Here is a 17,130-nt window from a genome sequence, read left to right as displayed (position 1 = left end):
GGGATCTTTGCAGAGAACCTTCGGATTGTCACAAGAACCCCCTAAATTGATAGCCAGATGCGCATCTCAACAAAACTTTCCAGTTGAACAGTGTGAGTAACCCTCCACGGTTGTGGCCTCCCTCGCGAATCCATGTATGAAGTCCTGAACAGTTTGAACGCGATGGGGCGCTAAGCGCTGCAAAGGGCCAATGGCAAAGCTATATTTCAATTTCTCCGCTATGAATGCCGGTAAATCCACCATGCTCCTGCAAGCTTCCTACAATTATCAGGAACGTGGTATGCGCAGCTTGCTGTTTACCGCAGCGCTAGACAACCGCACCAAAATTGGCGAAATTTCCTCCCGGATTGGCCTCAAGTCCGAAGCTCTCGTCTACGATACCAAGATGGACCTCTTTACCTGCATAGAACAGCAGATCAACCAGCAGACAATCAATGCTGTCTTCGTTGATGAAGCCCAGTTTCTAACAGAAGAACAGGTTTGGCAGCTTGCACGCGTCGCGGACCATCTTCGCATTCCAGTGATGACCTACGGTCTCAGAACGGACTTTCAAGGTAAGATGTTCCCGGGCAGCGCAGCCCTCCTCGCAATTGCCGATATTCTCCGTGAAGTTCGCACCATCTGCTGGTGTGGCTCCAAAGCAACGATGGTTGCCCGTCTGGATAAAGCTGGCAATATTGTTGAAGAAGGTGACCAGGTTGTCATCGGGGGTGAGGAATCCTATATTTCGCTTTGCAGAAAGCACTGGTCTTTATGCAAGCTTGGTGATCCTACTGACAAAAACAATGATGCAGTCGCTGAAATGATGTGCGAACCTGTAGAACTCTAAATAACTTTAGTCCGGGAGAGTATTGATGGGCATTTTCTCACGTCTGTTTGGCGGAAAATCAGAAGAAAAATCAGCGCCTACTGCAAAAGCAGAGGAGTTCAACGGCTACCTGATTTATGCAGAACCGTCCCGTCGTGGCAGTCAATGGCAAACCAGCGGTCGCATCACCAAACACTTTGGTGAGGATGTAAAGGAACATACGTTCATTCGTGCTGATACCCATGCCTCTGAGGAGGAGGCCGTAGAGTTTTCTTCCCGCAAGGCAAAGCAAATCATTAAGGAAATGGGCGATGGAATGTTCACATAGTTCAGAAGGTTCCAGCAAAGTCCTGCACAAATACTCGGGCCACAATTGACAGGACCCACCCTGTTGTGCACACCCTGCTCTTGAACGCTCGTTAGCCGCGTAAACTTGAAGGTCCCTATGTCCCGTAAGCTCCTATTTTCGGTTCCCAATATCCTAACTTACGGCCGTATTTTAGCTGTACCAGCTCTTACAGTATGTTTTTACTTTCCAGGAAACACGGCACGCTGGGTTGCTGTAGGCATTTTCCTAGTGGCAGCAATCACCGACTTTTTTGATGGTTACCTCGCCCGGGCTTGGCAACAGCAATCTGCACTTGGCAGAATGTTGGATCCCATTGCCGACAAACTCCTTGTCTCCGTATGCCTGCTGATGTTGGCTTGGGATGGCACCATTGGCGAATGGTCCATCATTGCAGCTGTCATCATTTTATGCCGTGAAATTCTGGTGTCTGGACTGCGTGAGTTTCTGGCTGAGTTGCGTGTCTCAGTGCCTGTTACTCAGCTTGCAAAATGGAAAACCACAGTTCAGCTGGTTGCCCTTGGCTTCCTTTTGGCCGGCGAAGCTGGTGATCTTGTTTTCCCGTACAACACCTCAACCGGCATAGTGCTACTTTGGGTCGCAGCGATTTTGACCCTCTATACGGGTTATGACTATTTCCGTGCTGGAATTGGCCATCTGATGGAAGACTAAATTCCGCGAATAAAGAGGTTCCCACCATCGGGAAACCAAAAGAATAACCGAGGCTTACTCCTATGAAAATTCGTTACTTTGCCTGGCTTCGGGAACGGACTGGAACCTCTGAGGAAACCATTGAGCTTCCTGAAGGTGTAACAACAACCGGCGAACTGATGACGTGGCTGTCTGCACGTGATGAAGGCTATGCCTTTGCGTTCGAGCAATCAGAAACCATTCGCATTGCTGTTGATCAGGAACACGTGGAAACCGATCACCTACTGAAGGGTACTGAGGAAGTTGCGTTCTTCCCGCCAATGACTGGCGGCTGAAACTGCCCTCTCTGCTAACCCCTCTGTACAACAAAACCCACGAGTACCATGACAAACTCCAGTAAAATCGAATTCACTGTACGTGTTCAACCAGACGATTTTGACGTCTCCGCAGAGACGAAAAAACTGACGGCAGGACGACAGGATGTAGGGGCCATTGTCACCTTCACCGGCCTGTGCCGCGATGAAGGCGGAACACTGGACGCGTTGGAGCTGGAGCATTACCCTGGTATGTCAGAGGCGCAGATTTCCAAATTTGCGGAACAGGCAGTGGAGCGCTGGCCAATCACTGGCCTCACCATTATTCACCGTGTTGGCAAAATCCCTCCCGGTGAGAACATTGTACTAGTGATTGCAACAAGCTCACATCGCCGTGCAGCTTTTGAAGCCGCAGACTTTCTGATGGATTTCCTGAAAACTCAGGCTCCGTTCTGGAAGAAAGAACATTTAAAAAGTGCGACGGAAGGCACGTGGGTTGAGGCCAAAGCCGCAGATGATGCGGACGCTGATCGCTGGACGACCACTTAGCTCTGAGTTGAGCGACATGCACCTAACATAACAGCTACCCTGCCATAGCTAAGCGCGCACCTTGACAGAGCCCTGTTTGCTGGTTCAAATAGGGTCTAATTTGATTTTGTTTGGCGGCATCTGCCGCCCTTTCCTTAGTTTGCACCCAACAACAGGTTCCTAATGTCTGCAGTAACACCTCTGCAGCATGAGCGAGTACCTCACCCTGGGCTTTCCTTATTGGAAATTGTAACGCTCGTTGCAGCGCTTATGGCGCTGAATGCAGTTGCAACATCTATGATGCTTCCGGCTCTCCCAGCCATGAGCGAAGCATTGAATGTTGCATCCAACGATCGCCAGCTGGTGATCACAGCCTATATGGTTGGCCTCGCTTGTGCTTCACTCTTCTTCGGTCCGCTTTCGGATTCAATAGGTCGCCGCACCACATTGGTGATCGGGCTAAGCCTCTACATCATAGGTGGGATATACTCCACCTTTGCCGTCAGCTTTGAGCAAATGCTTGTAGCCAGAGCCATCCAGGGCATCGGTGCAGCAGCTCCCCGTGTCGCGTCCATCTCCATGATCCGGGATTGGTACAGTGGTCGCCAGATGGGTAAAGTGATGTCGCTGGTCATGGTCGCCTTTCAGATCGCGCCTGTGGTTGCTCCATTCTTAGGGCAGATCGTCCTGCTATTTGCCCCATGGCAAGGTGTTTTCGCAGCGCTCACTCTCTTCGGTGTCCTCGTTTTGGTGTGGTGTTTGTTCCGGCTACCAGAAAGTCTGGACCCAGCAAACCAACGTCCTCTAAAACTACGATCCATCATGAGCGCCTACAAGTTGGCGCTGACCACACGCGTGACTGTTGGCTACATGTTGGCAATGTCATTCATATTTGCCTGCCTGTTTGCCTTCATAAACTCGGCACAACAGGTCTTCATGGAACGCTTCGAGCTCGCTGAGCTCTTCCCGGTTGTATTTGCAGCCATTTCCATATCTATGGCTGCCTCATCCTATCTCAATTCCAAAATGGTTGAAAAATACGGTTTGAGAAGAATGTCTCACATGGCGTTGCTCGGTTTCACTGCAACCTCCCTGTTGATGGTTGCCATTGCTTACAACAGCACTCTTTCTGTTGCGCTGTTTATCGCTGTCCAATCACTTGCTATGTTCTTCTTTGGGTTTATTGGCCCCAATTTCAACACCATGGCCATGGAGCCATTGGGCCGTGTCGCAGGAGCAGGTTCTGCTGTGATCGGTTTTGTCACCACTTTGATAGGTGCGTTATTAGGCGCGGGTGTTGGCAAACTCTATGACGGAACAGAGCTACCACTCGTTTACGGAGTCGCCTTGTTCTCGATTATGGGATTGATCTGTGTGCTGATAACCGAAAATGGCCGATTGTTTAAACCCCAGCACGAACAACAGTTAGCTGCCGAATAACAAAAAGCCCGCATCTCAATCAGAGCTGCGGGCTTTAATTTTTCTAAAACCAATGAGATTAACTGGCAACAAGCAATCTTTGCTGAGCTGGCTGTACCGCCGCCATATAATCCTCAATCAGTACCTTTGTGATCTCACCTGGAGCAAAGCTGTAAGGGCCGATTTCGGATACCGGCGTCACTTCAGCAGCTGATCCCGTCAGGAAGCATTGATCAAAGTCGGCCATTTCTTCAGGCATGATACGGCGCTCGATAACTTCAATGCCCCGTGCCTTCGCCAGACCAATAACAGTCTGGCGGGTCAGACCATCAAGGAAACAATCGGCAATCGGCGTATGGATCACGCCATCTTTGATGAAGAACACGTTCGCGCCAGTCGCCTCTGCAACACGTCCCTGCCAATCCAACATCAACGCATCTGAATAGCCTTTTGCTTCAGCCGCGTGTTTGGATATGGTGCAGATCATGTAAAGGCCTGCCGCTTTGGATTTGAACGGAGCAGTTGCCGGATCAGGACGACGGTATTTTGCCATATCCAGACGAATACCCTTTAAGCGCTCTTCCGGTGAAAAATAACTAGGCCATTCCCATGCAGCAATCGCGAGGTGAATGGTGTTGGCTTGCGCTGAAACCCCCATCATCTCACTGCCGCGCCATGCAACAGGGCGTAGATACGCGTCGACCAGATTGTTCTCAACCAACATCTGCATACACGCATCATTGATCTGCTCTTCACTCCACGGAATCTGAAAACCCAGAACTTCAGCAGATGCATGCAAACGCTTTGTGTGTTGTTCCAACTTGAAAATTTCGCCACCATAGGCGCGCTGACCTTCAAACACGCTGCTTCCATAGTGAAGCCCGTGGGTTAGCACATGCACCTTGGCCTCTGACCACGGAACAATTTTTCCATCCAACCAGATTGAGCCTTCCAGTTGATCAAAGGGAATACCCGCCATTTCTCTTCTCCAATATGGCGAACAAGTCACGGTGCAGGCAAAGCAAAGCCTTGCCAGTCTGTGTGTTCTAGCTAAATTAATGAGTTCTATGAGGGATAGCACGATGTCCAACCACATTTCAGTTGTAGGCGGTCACTTGCTATCCATAATGATTGACTGATGAGAAGGTGAAAATTTCAACTATTGCGCCATGAGCACCTGTTGAGTTCTTTCCTTTCTTCAGCGATGAGTTATTAGTAACTATCATTCGGAAATAAGTCAACATAGCTGACGTATTTATTGTAAGATTAAAAAATGGGCAATTTTCCGGGATCAGGAATGAACAAAAAAGACAGTGACTCACCACGGTTTGACCTTATTGAACTGTTTTTCTTCGCATATCGTGACTTTACTGGTGATCCCGATGTGCTTCTTGAAGAGCTGGGGTTTGGTCGTGCCCATCACCGTGTCCTCCATTTTGTACACAGGAACCCCGGAATTCGCGTCTCCGATCTGCTGGATATATTAAAAATTACCAAGCAAAGTCTGGGACGTGTTTTGAAACAGTTGGTAGATGATGACTTTATATGTCAGGAGCCCGGTGCTCTGGACCGGCGCCAACGCCTGCTTTATACTACTGAAAAGGGTACAGAATTTTGTGCCAGACTTTCAAAACTTCAGTCTCAGCGTATGAACAAAGCCATCTCGTTAATGCCCGATGGCAGTGATGAGATTGTCCGCCAGTTTTTATATCTTATGATTGATGAGAACGAACGCAGTGAAGTCGCTCGTCTCATCACCAAACAAACAGATTGAGGATATACCGTGGCCCGCTCTGCTCTTTTGGAAGATGATGCTCCTCACATTCTTCTCATCGACGATGACAGCCGCATCCGTGACCTACTCCAAAGATTTCTTGGAGAAAACGGGTTTCGCGTAACGGTTGCCAAGGATGCCGAAGAGGCGCGTCGACGCCTATCCGGGCTGGAATTCGATCTGCTCATTCTCGATGTAATGATGCCCGGCGAAAGCGGCATTGAGCTGGCAAAAGACCTGCGCCGCTCCAAATCAGTTCCAATTCTGATGTTAACCGCCCGCTCTGACACAGAAGACCGCATTGAGGGGCTGGAGGCAGGGGTGGATGACTACGTCTCCAAGCCATTTGAGCCGCGTGAACTTCTTCTTCGTATCTCGGCCATATTGCGGCGAGGCGGTCCAAAGCCAAAAATGAAACTGGAGGTGCTTGCCTTCGGCCCCTTCCAATACAACGCAGAGCGCGGCGAGTTAAAACGGCAGGAAGAGCATGTACGCCTAACAGATCGCGAAAAGCAGATTCTCAATACCTTTGCCGAAAAACCGGGGCAAACTGTTGCGCGGACAGATCTCGTCGGTACGGACGCAAGTTTAGGTGAGCGCACCATTGATGTGCAAGTTAATCGCCTGCGCAGAAAGATTGAGGAAGACCCGGGCAATCCCCTGTACCTGCAAACAGTACGTGGGATAGGGTATCGCTTAATTACAAACTAGTTGCTATGCCGGTTCTCAAAGGCACCATTCAATCGACGGAACGAATATGGGCTTATCTGCACGTTTCAAACTCCCACAATGGGTCAAAACGCTTTTAACGCCCTACTTTGCGTTTACCAGCTGGTTGCACTACCGCCTTCCCAAAGGTCTGTACGTTCGTGCGCTGCTGATCATCGTTATTCCGTTCCTGATCTTGCAGTCTGTGCTCGCCTTTGTATTTTTGGAGCGCCACTACGACTTAGTGACACGCCGCCTGTCAGAGGCTGTTGTCCGGGAAATCGCTGCAGTCGTGGATATGACTGAAACCTACGCCCAGGATGACAACTATGCGACGCTGAAACGCATCAGTGCTGGTGCGTTAGGCCTGTCAGTCTCTGTTCTTCCTAAAGAACCTCTCCCTGCAGCAAGACCTAAATCATTGTTTGATCTGGTTGATCGGTACATGACCCGCGAGATTGCAGCGCGCATAGGCAGACCGTTCTGGATCGATACGGTCGGTGCGTCTCGCTTTGTTGAAATCCGTATTCAGTTGGAAGACAAAACCCTCCGCATCATAGCAAGGCGCAGCCAGACATATGCTTCCAACTCACACATTTTCATTGTGTGGATGGTCGCAACGTCTCTGGTGCTCATCATCATCGCGGTGCTTTTCCTAAGGAATCAGATCCGGCCAATCGAGCAGCTCGCCGATGCAGCTGAGGAATTCGGTAAAGGCAGACAAGTCTCCAACTTCCGCCCACACGGAGCCCGAGAAGTTCGCAGAGCAGCACTGGCTTTCGTTGATATGCGCCGCCGTATTGAACGTCATGTTGATCAACGAACGACAATGCTCGCGGGTGTGAGCCATGATCTACGCACAATTCTCACCCGCTTCCGCTTGCAACTGGCTCTTCTATCGCAATCTCCAGAAGCAGATGCCCTGCGCAGGGATGTTGATGAAATGGCTCGTATGCTGGAGGACTACCTGTCCTTCTCCAAAGGCTACGGCGATGAGCCACCTGCCGCCGTAGACATTGCACTAATGTTGGAGGATCTGGAGGTTGAAGCTGAAGTCGTAGGCGCGGACGTTGCATCCTCTTTCGATGGCGACCCGTTGGTCATCGTCAAAGGTCGCGCCTTCCGCCGTTGTCTGCTCAACGTCATCTCAAATGCAGCACGATACGGCAAGACACTGCGCATCAAAGGCAACCGCACCCCGGACTGGCTTATAATCACTGTAGACGATGATGGTCCCGGCATTCCGAGAGAAGAGCGTGAGAATGTGTTCCGCCCGTTCCACAGGCTCGACACGGCCCGAAATCAGGACAGCGGTGGCTCAGGTCTAGGGTTGGCAATCGCGCGAGATATAGTCAGAAGTCACGGCGGAGAAATCTTCCTCCGCCAATCGCCACTCGGGGGTCTTCGAGTTCGGGTGCGGATCCCGATCTAAAAACTACGCTTAGTGCATTCTGCCCCCGTTTGGCACCGCAAGGTCTGGCTTCAACAGAACAATATCGCCATTTGTGTCTGACAAACCCAAGGTTAGCACCTCAGACATGAATGGTCCGATTTGACGCGGCGGGAAATTCACCACAGCGAGTACCTGACGACCCACAAGGGAGTCCGCTGTATAATGCACGGTGATCTGTGCGGAGGTCTTCTTCACACCGATATCATCACCAAAATCAATCTTCAGCTTATAGGCGGGCTTGCGAGCCTGAGGAAAATCTTCAGCCTCAATGATGGTTCCAACTCTAATATCAACATTCAGGAAATCGTCGATTGAAATCGTTTTAGTATCTTCTGTTTGGTCCATAATTTTCTCAATATTTCAAATTCATGGGTTCACTTCGCTGGCTCCATCGCTGGAAGTATCAGGCCGTATATCATCTCTTTGAGACCGAAGCGGACCCTTGCACAATCTCCCGAAGCCTTCAATAAATGGTGCAGCCACCTTCTCGACACGGCAGGCCCGTCCCATCCATTTTTCACCATTTGCAAGCATGTCATCAACAGCAGCCATGGCTTTTGGATGCCCAGGAACATCATCTTCCAGCCAAATTCGCCCTACTCGCTCAAATCCAACAGCAAGCGCATTGGACATGCCGACACTGCGCAGGCCAAACTCTTCAATACCGGCCGCAACAAGCATCCACTTCATTGAGCGAACCACAAGCTTATGCATATGCATGGCGAAAGCGGGATCTTTAAGCGCGGTCCTGCGAACGTTTCTAATCGCCTCTTTGTGTGGCTCCATAAGATCCATGCGGCACATCAAAACATCAAACAGACGATCACGCGCAGTCTCAGTCATCAGATCAGGATCACGTTCTTTGAGAACCTTCTGATCAAGCTCACTCATAAAGGCAGCAAGGAGGTCAAGTTTTCCATTGCAACATGCCCGAACCACGTCAATCTTCACACCTGCATTTTCGGCTATCGCAGCATAAGTCACCTCATCAACACGATGAGTTTCCAGCAGCTCGATAAAACTTGCGGTGACTTTCTGATGGGTCTTTTCGGTAGGCATTGCACGCTCCTGTGTGACCGGCGGTCTATCTACGCATCAACACCTAATCATACACACAGGAACCATACAGTTACAAAGAAAAAGCCTCAGGCTAGTAACCGAGGCTTTACTTTAAAAGTTAACAAAACAAGAAAACAATTAGCCCGCAAGCTCAGTGGCACGATGAGCAGCTTTCGCAACCGCCTCACTCATAAGGTCTGCGAGAGCATCATCCCCCATCAAGACAGAAAGAGCCGCCGCTGTTGTTCCGCCCGGAGACGTTACATTCTTGCGCAAGACAGCCGCGTCCTCAGGTGATTGGTAGAGCAACTCCCCTGCACCACTAACAGTCCCACGCGCAAGCGCTTCCGCAAGCTCAGGTGCAAGCCCCAAACGCTTCCCAGCTTCACTCATTGCCTCCACAAGATGGAAGACATAAGCAGGGCCGGATCCGCTAACAGCTGTAGCAAAATCAATCTGCTCTTCCGTATCAACCCAAAGGAACACACCAATAGATTCCAGCAGGGAACTGACCAGATCCCTCTGGTCTTGCGTAAGTTCTGCAGTGGCATAGCCCGCAGTTACGCCGCGCCCAACCTGAGAGGGAGTATTTGGAATAACCCGCACAACGGGTTGATCAGCACCAAAATTATCTTTGAAACGAGCAATTGTTGTTCCTGCAGCGACGGACAAAATAACACTGCGATCATCAGCAAGGCTCGTCAGAGCCGGTAGGACGGCTTCCATCATTTGCGGCTTAATCGCCAGCATAAGCACGCCGGCAACAACACCTTCAGGCACGGTTTTATGCCAGTTGATGCTATGAGCTCGGAAAAGATCCACCATTTCCGTAAGGGGATTAGGATCAACAACCACAACACAATCGGCAGCAACACCTTGCTTCATCCAACCCGCAAGCATAGCACCGCCCATTTTACCTGCTCCAATAAGAACAAGCGGACGTTCATTCGTTAATTTCATGCATCCCCGGCGGTTTCAAACATCACTGTTTCCATTGCTTCCTGCGCCGTTTTGCCAGCCCAAACAACAAATTGGAACGCTTGGTAATAGCGTTCACAGGAATCAAGTGAATTGGAAAGAAGGACTTCTATTTGCGCAGGATTGGCTTCAGCGCCGCCAGCCAACAACAATGACTGGCGGAAAATAACAACACCTTCTCGGCCCCAGATATCAAAATGCCCCATCCACTGCTGCTCATTAACGAGCGCAAGCAAACGAACGATTTCATCTTTCCGCGGAGCTGGAACTTTCAGGTCAAACGCACTTGCCATATGCAGTGCTTCTACTTCTTCCATCCAGGAAAACGTGACATGGTAATCACACCAAGTTCCTGTGACTGAAATAGAAATTTCGTCATCGCCTAGACGCTCAAACGACCAGTCATTCCCGGTTGCCAAATTCTCGATGGTATCAACCGGATTTAGGGGGCGTTCCATTTCAAACTCAATTAGGCTCATTTCCGGTCCTCTTTCCGTTTGAGGAATGGTTACTCTACCCCCACCAAGCAAAGGTGGGTTGATTGATCATGGACCAGACACTTGCGTGCTCTTGGCTAGAACCGTGCGCTACAAAGGAAGTTCCGGAAGGAACTGTTCATGCATCACATCGAATCCCCTTTTTGCCAATATACCGATAGTTTTGGAGTTTGCCCTATAGGGGGAACAGACAGTTCATTGCGAAAATTGTGGACGACTCAAGGCCGCCCACAGCATATTCACATGTAAATTCCCGCCAGACCTACGTCTTGTCTTCGGTCTCTGCTTTTTCGTCCAAAGCAGCCAGGCGCTTTTCAGCCGCCGCAAGGCGTTCCTCCAGCTTGTCTACTTCATCAAGAGCTTTCACGGCCATATCTTTAACTGCATCGAACTCATCACGAGAGATCAGATCCATATCTGCCATGAAACGTTCCATCTGCGCGCGGAAGGCGGTTTCGACTTCCCGCTTTGCGCCCTGTGCAACGCCTGCGGCGTCGGTCATCAGCTTGGCAAACTCGTCAAACATGCGATTTGGAGACTGGCTCATGGCGTCCTCATAAATATTGTACCTGTCAAACAAGTATTGGTCCGGCCCTCGATATTCAAGCACTGAGAGCAGAATTGAGCCCAGAAGTACAAAGAACTTGTCAGTAACGTGAATGCCGAAAGGTTGTGTTGAACACAAGCGACAAACCACTTGACCTGACCCTTCACTTATCGGAATGCTCGCACATCCAATAACTGTAGGTTTCCATATGCCGCTTCTCGCTATCCCATTCCCGATGATTGACCCGGTTCTGATCGAATTCGGACCACTGGCCATTCGTTGGTATGCCTTGGCTTACATCGCCGGTATCCTGCTGGCTTGGCGCTATATGATCCTCGCCGTTCGCAACACCAGCCTTTGGGGCAAGGCATCACATCCCAATGAGACAGACATTGACGACTTCGTAATGTGGGCCACCATCGGCATCGTTTTAGGTGGTCGGTTGGGGTACGTGCTGTTTTACAACCTGCCCTATTACCTCGCAAACCCGGCAGATATCTTTGCAGTTTGGGAAGGCGGCATGGCCTTCCATGGCGGCCTGCTGGGTATGATTGTTGCGCTGATCCTTTATTCCAGACTACGTGGGTTGTCCGTATGGTCCATGTTCGATCTGGCAGCGATTGCAGCGCCGATTGGATTGTTTTTTGGTCGCATTGCGAACTTTATCAACTCCGAGCTCTGGGGCCGCCCAACGGATGTTGCTTGGGCAGTTGTGTTCCCAAATGGCGGGCCAGAACCACGTCACCCGAGCCAGCTTTATGAGGCCGGGTTAGAAGGGCTGGTTTTATTCATCGTGCTTCGAGTGCTGTCTCACCGCTTTCATTTACTAAAAAAGCCCGGCGTTCTCGCAGGGAGCTTCGCGATTGGCTACGGCCTTGCGCGCACATTCGTGGAATTCTACCGGGAACCGGACGCCCACATCGGCTATCTGTCAGGTTTCCTGACAATGGGCATGCTGCTAAGCCTTCCAATGGTTCTCATCGGAGCACTTGTTGTGCTTTGGGCTCTTCGAAAAAACGCATCCGCACAATAAAGAACCCCAAATGACCGGAACAGTTACCACGCCCCTTCTTGCCAAAATCAAGCAACATATTGCTGATCATGGGCCAATGACAATTGCCCAGTACATGAACCTGTGCCTGTCTGATCCAAAGCATGGGTACTACATGACCCAGCAACCATTCGGGACAAAGGGTGACTTCACGACGGCACCCGAAATTTCGCAATTGTTCGGAGAGTTGATCGGCGCATGGTTGCTGCATCAGTGGATTTCACAGGATCTTAAAGACCCTATCCAGCTGGTCGAGATCGGTCCGGGCCGTGGAACCTTGATGAAGGACATCCTTCGCGTCATCTCATTGCGCCCACAGATGCTGGCACAAACCCAAATCCATCTCGTAGAAACAAGCCCATCTCTTCGCAAAGTACAAAAGAAACAGCTTAAAGCCTATGAGATCAAGTGGCACGACAACCTTCAGAACATCCCGAAAGGGCCAACTCTTCTGGTTGCCAACGAGCTTTTCGATGCCTTGCCAATTCACCAGTACCAGCTAACAGATACAGGCTGGCGTGAGCGTTGTGTTGGCCTTAATGACGACCAAGAACTCGCTATTGGCATTGGCTCCGGCACTTTGTCTCCAGTTGATGTGGCCAAAGCCAACCTGCAGGCAAAGCTGGGAGACACATTAGAGGTTTCTCCGGCATCCAACGCAATTGCGTCAAGCATCGCACAACGGATCAAAGAGAACGGCGGCGCAGCTCTAGTCATTGATTATGGCTATTCCAAAACGGCAACTGGCGACAGCTTCCAGGCAATGAAGAGCCATGAATACGTTTCTGTTCTGGAGCATTGTGGTGAAGCTGATCTGACAGCACACGTCAATTTCCAAGCCCTTGCCAATGCAGCGAAAGCTGAAGGCGCTCACGCGCATGGACCGATTGGACAAGGCGACTTCCTTTTGGCTCTTGGCCTGCTGGAACGTGCTGGACAGTTAGGCGCAGGAAAGTCCACACTCGATCAGGACCAAATCCGCAAGGATGTGGAACGCCTCGCCGCACCAGATAAAATGGGAACGCTTTTCAAAGTTTTGTGTCTGACGGCAAGTGCAATCCAGCCCATACCTTTTAACAGCTGAATGACCACAGAAGCGGGAGAAGTCGATGATTAAAGCGCCAGTCTTTGAGGTGATCCCCACCATCTCACATGGTTTCTTCACACGCGAAGGCGGCGTTTCCACCGGCATTTATAAAGGCCTGAATGTTGGCCTTGGGTCCGATGACAACCGCGAGCATGTGCTGGGGAACCGCAAGCGCGTTGCCACCCAAATGGGAACCACATCAGACCAACTGGTAACACCCTATCAAATTCACTCCTCCAAAGTCCTGACCGTCTCCTCACCATTTACCGAAGCAGACGACAGACGCGCCGATGCACTCGTGACCAACACACCAGATCTCGCGATTGGCATCCTAACTGCAGATTGCGGGCCGATTATTTTTGCTGATCATGAAACTGGTGTAATCGGAGCTGCTCACTCTGGTTGGAAAGGGGCGTTTGACGGTATCCTTCCCAACACAATTATCGCAATGGAGCAATTAGGCGCTAAGGCTGATCGCATCACTGCAGTAATGGGGCCGATGATTTCCCAAGGGGCTTATGAGGTCGGACCAGAGTTCGTCCAGCGATTTCTCGATAGATCAGAGGACAACCAGCACTACTTCAGTCCCTCAAAGCAAGCTGATCACAGCATGTTTGATCTACCGGGCTTCATCAAAGCGCAGCTGGATACTCTTGGCCTCAAACAAGTGGTCGATTTGCAGCTCTGCACCTACGCAGATGCTGATAGGTTTTTTTCCTACCGAAGAACCACGCACAGAAAAGAGCCAGATTACGGGCGACAGATATCAACTATCATGTTGACCTCTTGATTTTACTCTTAAACTAGCCAGAGTAGGCTCGGTTACAAATCGCTTTGCAAAACTATGGATTGGGAGACGGCCATGGCCCTGCACTTTTCACCGGAAGAATTTGCTGAGCGACGTGCGGCTCTGGACGTAAAACTCAAAGAACGTAATTTGGATTGCCTGCTGATTTTCGCGCAGGAAAGCATGTATTGGCTCACAGGATTTGATAGTTTCGGCTACTGCTTCTTTCAGTGCCTCATTTATCGCAGCGGTGAAGAACCGATCCTCCTCACCCGCTCAGCAGATTTGAGACAGGCTAAAAACACATCCAACCTCAAAGATGTCCGCCTTTGGATGGATGTAGCTGGCAAGTCCCCCGTGGGACAGGTCAAAGAGCTGTTGTTTGACCTAGACCTTCTTGGCACCCGTATTGGCGTAGAGTACGACACCCATGGCCTTACAGCAGCCAATGGACGTTTGCTTGATGAGTCCCTGCACTCCTTTGCTGATGTTGAAGACGCCTCCGACATCGTTCGTTCTCTTCGCTTGATCAAATCCCCAGCTGAACTGGACTATGTGCGCACAGCAGCAAAGCTCTCTGATGAGGCGTTCCTTGCGGCCATGGAAGAAATCAAGCCCGGAGCAAGTGAGGGGCACATTCTCGCCAGAATGCAAAGTGTCATCTTTGAAGGCGGTGGTGATTATCCGGCCAATGAATTTGTCATCGGCTCAGGACGCGATGCTCTCCTCTGCCGCTATAAATCTGGCCGCAGAGCGCTTTCCGAAAATGATCAACTGACGTTGGAATGGGCGGGTGTCTACCGCCGTTATCATGCAGCTTCCATGCGAACCGTCATTGTCGGAGAACCAACGCCCCGCCATCTGGAAATGCACCGCGCAGCCAAAGATGCCCTGCTCGCAGTTGAACAAGCCATGCAGGTTGGAAACACATTTGGGGATTTGTTTGCCGCCCACGCACATATTCTAGATGACCGCGGCTTGATGCCTCACCGTTTAAACTCCTGCGGATACTCTCTTGGCGCTCGGTTCACACCAACTTGGATGGAACCTCCTTATCTGGCGTTCAAAGAGAATGCCCATGAAATTCAGGAGAACATGGTTCTGTTTATGCACATGATCATCATGGACTCAGATAGCGAAACAGCCATGACATTGGGCCAATCTTACATCACTCATGAGGATGGGCCGGAAGCATTATCACAGCTTTCTCTCGACCTCCCTGTGAAGGCAGGGTAAAGACTGCCATAATTAATCTTTACGAATCTATGGGCACCCCAATTTGATTCTCTGAGCGGACTTTAAGGACTGACATGCTGAAGCTTGTACATTCACCTCGGGTACTAATCATTGCCGTAATGGCGATCCTTGCAGGCTGTGCGGCAAATCCACTTCCCCCTTCCAGCATCGGGGACATGATTGAGACCAAATCTGCACCACCAACAGTAGCCCCAGCAAAAGCAACTTTTGCATTTGAGCAACTGACCGGATTACCAGGTAATGCCGCAGACGAGCTTGCTGAAAATTTAGGGAATCGCGCAAGCGCAGCGAATCTCAATCTCGTTCGCCGCGTTGGTGCACCTGCTACATACCGGGTCAAAGGCTTCTTGACTGCGGCAGGTGATCAATACACCACCACTATCTTCTATGTATTTGATATTATTGATGCAAATGGTAACAGAGTTCACCGTATCGATGGTCAAGAGCAGACCGGTGGCAACTCTGGTGATCCATGGAACACAGTTTCCGGCGATTCTTTGAAAAGAATCGCTTCAAGAACTATTGCATCTTTAGAAGCATGGCTTCACAGCAAGTGACCTAACAAAATCAAATAGATACAAGATTGCACAGCTTAGCTTTACCAAAAAAGCGACGTAGCTGTGTGATCTGGCTATTGTCGGCTTAAGGTGAGGTTGCTAAAAGGCGCCCAAGGCGACCCATCAGGGTTCCTTACCAGAAGAAATCGGGTTCCACCTAGGGACGCAAATTTCAACCTCACCACCGACAAATGTCAACGGGTGAGATCAAAGCCCAAGAAGGACTTGCGGGTTATGAAAATCGTCGCGGGTAACTCCAATCGCGCCCTGGCCGAGCAGATTTCAAAGTATCTTGATGTACCATTGGCGAAGTGCCAGGTTCGCCGCTTTGCAGACCAAGAAATCTACGTTGAAATCCAGGAGAATGTACGCGGTGAGGACGTCTTTGTCGTTCAGCCCACCAGCTATCCTGCAAATGACCATCTGATGGAACTGCTCATCATCATCGATGCGCTTCGTCGTTCTTCAGCACGCCGCATTACTGCTGTGGTTCCATACTTCGGCTACGCCCGTCAGGACCGGAAGTCAGCGCCTCGTACGCCAATCTCTGCGAAACTTGTTTCCAACCTGATCACACATGCAGGTGCAGACAGAGTTCTTACACTCGACCTGCATGCTGCGCAGATTCAGGGCTTCTTCGACATCCCAACCGACAACCTCTACGGCGCGCCTGTGATGACCCGAGACATCAAAGAGCGCTATGACACCACAAACGTTATGGTTGTGTCTCCAGATGTTGGCGGTGTGGTTCGTGCGCGTGCACTTGCAAAGCGCATCGAGGCTCCTCTGTCCATCGTTGACAAGCGACGCGACAAGCCTGGAGAATCTGAAGTCATGAACATCATCGGTGATGTGAGCGGCTACGATTGTGTCCTCGTGGACGACATCGTTGATTCAGGTGGAACTCTCTGCAACGCAGCGGATGCACTTCTTGCAGCTGGTGCAAAATCTGTCACAGCCTACATCACACACGGTGTACTGTCAGGCGGCGCAGTAGCACGTGTCTCAGCCTCCAAGCTCAAGGAACTGGTGATCACGGACTCCATCGAGCCAACCGCTGCTGTAGAAGCTGCTCCAAACATCCGCACAATTTCCATTGCTCCACTTATTGGCGAAGCTATCAGCCGGACTGCACAGGAACGTTCAGTTTCCAGTTTGTTTGACTCGTAACAGACCTGGATAACACGCTTTGAGAAACCGGAGTTCGCTCCGGTTTTTCTAATAGAGGCTCTGCAGTTGCCCTTGCTCTCAAAGGCAAGTTCAGTTATACGAGCCGCGTACGTCGACACCCTTGGAGGAGACGTACAAA

The 17,130-nt window shown here is 50.6% G+C and carries 21 protein-coding genes; 15 read left to right on the top strand and 6 right to left on the bottom strand.

Annotated elements, in window-relative coordinates; all coding sequences use genetic code 11:
* Positions 1-190: 190 nt before the first annotated feature.
* The 6 genes from BLS62_RS23290 to BLS62_RS23265 all read left to right on the top strand — a co-directional run bounded on the left by BLS62_RS23290 (position 191) and on the right by BLS62_RS23265 (position 4,087).
* Positions 191-829, top strand: a complete 639-nt coding sequence (locus BLS62_RS23290) for a thymidine kinase (protein WP_093186901.1) — start codon at positions 191-193, stop codon at positions 827-829.
* Between the two features lie 25 nt (positions 830-854).
* Positions 855-1,136: an HlyU family transcriptional regulator gene (locus tag BLS62_RS23285; protein ID WP_093186896.1), complete on the top strand. Its 282-nt coding sequence runs from the start codon at positions 855-857 to the stop codon at positions 1,134-1,136.
* 117 nt (positions 1,137-1,253) lie between these two features.
* A complete protein-coding gene (gene pgsA / locus BLS62_RS23280; RefSeq protein WP_093186891.1) occupies positions 1,254-1,826 on the top strand; it encodes a CDP-diacylglycerol--glycerol-3-phosphate 3-phosphatidyltransferase in 573 nt (190 codons plus the stop codon).
* Positions 1,827-1,888: 62 nt separating this feature from the next.
* On the top strand, positions 1,889-2,140 hold the full coding sequence (gene moaD, locus BLS62_RS23275; RefSeq protein WP_093186887.1) for a molybdopterin converting factor subunit 1: 252 nt from the start codon (positions 1,889-1,891) through the stop codon (positions 2,138-2,140).
* A gap of 48 nt (positions 2,141-2,188) precedes the next feature.
* Entirely contained in the window at positions 2,189-2,668 is a 480-nt protein-coding gene (locus BLS62_RS23270) for a molybdenum cofactor biosynthesis protein MoaE (protein ID WP_093186883.1), read from the top strand.
* 162 nt (positions 2,669-2,830) lie between these two features.
* On the top strand, positions 2,831-4,087 hold the full coding sequence (locus BLS62_RS23265; RefSeq protein ID WP_093186879.1) for a multidrug effflux MFS transporter: 1,257 nt from the start codon (positions 2,831-2,833) through the stop codon (positions 4,085-4,087).
* Positions 4,088-4,145: 58 nt separating this feature from the next.
* Here the strand turns inward: BLS62_RS23265 and BLS62_RS23260 are convergent, their stop codons facing one another.
* Entirely contained in the window at positions 4,146-5,045 is a 900-nt protein-coding gene (locus BLS62_RS23260; protein WP_093186875.1) for a branched-chain amino acid aminotransferase, read from the bottom strand.
* Between the two features lie 318 nt (positions 5,046-5,363).
* Here BLS62_RS23260 and BLS62_RS23255 point away from each other — a divergent pair, with 318 nt between their 5' ends.
* Genes BLS62_RS23255 through BLS62_RS23245 form a run of 3 tightly spaced genes read left to right on the top strand, consistent with a single transcriptional unit; the run spans position 5,364 to position 7,980 of the window.
* The gene (locus BLS62_RS23255) at positions 5,364-5,840 is read left to right on the top strand and encodes a MarR family winged helix-turn-helix transcriptional regulator (protein WP_093186872.1); all 477 of its coding nucleotides are present in this window, start codon (positions 5,364-5,366) and stop codon (positions 5,838-5,840) included.
* Between the two features lie 9 nt (positions 5,841-5,849).
* Positions 5,850-6,551 (top strand): response regulator, encoded by a 702-nt coding sequence (locus BLS62_RS23250; RefSeq protein ID WP_093186869.1) that lies wholly within the window; start codon positions 5,850-5,852, stop codon positions 6,549-6,551.
* Positions 6,552-6,597: 46 nt separating this feature from the next.
* Entirely contained in the window at positions 6,598-7,980 is a 1,383-nt protein-coding gene (locus BLS62_RS23245; protein ID WP_093186865.1) for an ATP-binding protein, read from the top strand.
* Positions 7,981-7,989: 9 nt separating this feature from the next.
* Here BLS62_RS23245 and BLS62_RS23240 read toward each other — a convergent pair whose 3' ends face one another.
* The 5 genes from BLS62_RS23240 to BLS62_RS23220 form a co-directional block, all read right to left on the bottom strand.
* Positions 7,990-8,346, bottom strand: a complete 357-nt coding sequence (locus BLS62_RS23240) for a tRNA-binding protein (protein ID WP_093186862.1) — start codon at positions 8,344-8,346, stop codon at positions 7,990-7,992.
* A 21-nt stretch (positions 8,347-8,367) separates the two neighbouring features.
* Positions 8,368-9,060, bottom strand: a complete 693-nt coding sequence (locus BLS62_RS23235; protein WP_093186858.1) for a TetR/AcrR family transcriptional regulator — start codon at positions 9,058-9,060, stop codon at positions 8,368-8,370.
* 138 nt (positions 9,061-9,198) lie between these two features.
* Positions 9,199-10,020, bottom strand: coding sequence for a pyrroline-5-carboxylate reductase (gene proC / locus BLS62_RS23230; RefSeq protein WP_093186855.1), 822 nt, complete (start codon positions 10,018-10,020; stop codon positions 9,199-9,201).
* Positions 10,017-10,517 (bottom strand): type III secretion system chaperone family protein, encoded by a 501-nt coding sequence (locus tag BLS62_RS23225; protein ID WP_093186851.1) that lies wholly within the window; start codon positions 10,515-10,517, stop codon positions 10,017-10,019. Before BLS62_RS23225 ends, proC begins: the two co-directional genes overlap by 4 nt.
* Positions 10,518-10,797: 280 nt before the next feature.
* Complete coding sequence (locus BLS62_RS23220) at positions 10,798-11,082, bottom strand: accessory factor UbiK family protein (RefSeq protein ID WP_093186847.1); 285 nt, start codon at positions 11,080-11,082, stop codon at positions 10,798-10,800.
* Between the two features lie 208 nt (positions 11,083-11,290).
* Here BLS62_RS23220 and lgt point away from each other — a divergent pair, with 208 nt between their 5' ends.
* From lgt to BLS62_RS23190, 6 genes are all read left to right on the top strand, one after another.
* Positions 11,291-12,115: a prolipoprotein diacylglyceryl transferase gene (gene lgt, locus BLS62_RS23215; RefSeq protein WP_093186843.1), complete on the top strand. Its 825-nt coding sequence runs from the start codon at positions 11,291-11,293 to the stop codon at positions 12,113-12,115.
* Between the two features lie 10 nt (positions 12,116-12,125).
* Complete coding sequence (locus tag BLS62_RS23210) at positions 12,126-13,217, top strand: class I SAM-dependent methyltransferase (RefSeq protein ID WP_093186839.1); 1,092 nt, start codon at positions 12,126-12,128, stop codon at positions 13,215-13,217.
* Between the two features lie 25 nt (positions 13,218-13,242).
* Positions 13,243-14,010: a peptidoglycan editing factor PgeF gene (pgeF, locus tag BLS62_RS23205; protein WP_093186835.1), complete on the top strand. Its 768-nt coding sequence runs from the start codon at positions 13,243-13,245 to the stop codon at positions 14,008-14,010.
* A 54-nt stretch (positions 14,011-14,064) separates the two neighbouring features.
* Positions 14,065-15,243 carry a M24 family metallopeptidase gene (locus BLS62_RS23200; RefSeq protein WP_093186832.1) on the top strand — a complete coding sequence of 393 codons (1,179 nt, stop codon included), beginning with the start codon at positions 14,065-14,067 and terminating at the stop codon, positions 15,241-15,243.
* 176 nt (positions 15,244-15,419) lie between these two features.
* Complete coding sequence (locus BLS62_RS23195; RefSeq protein ID WP_208991049.1) at positions 15,420-15,821, top strand: hypothetical protein; 402 nt, start codon at positions 15,420-15,422, stop codon at positions 15,819-15,821.
* A gap of 234 nt (positions 15,822-16,055) precedes the next feature.
* A complete protein-coding gene (locus BLS62_RS23190) occupies positions 16,056-16,991 on the top strand; it encodes a ribose-phosphate pyrophosphokinase (RefSeq protein ID WP_093186824.1) in 936 nt (311 codons plus the stop codon).
* The last annotated feature ends 139 nt before the right edge of the window (positions 16,992-17,130 follow it).

Source organism: Pseudovibrio sp. Tun.PSC04-5.I4 (assembly GCF_900104145.1).
Classification (GTDB): Bacteria; Pseudomonadota; Alphaproteobacteria; order Rhizobiales; family Stappiaceae; genus Pseudovibrio.
The sequence above is the reverse complement of the archived record's forward strand: the minus strand, read 5'-3'. Positions and strand labels throughout refer to the sequence as shown.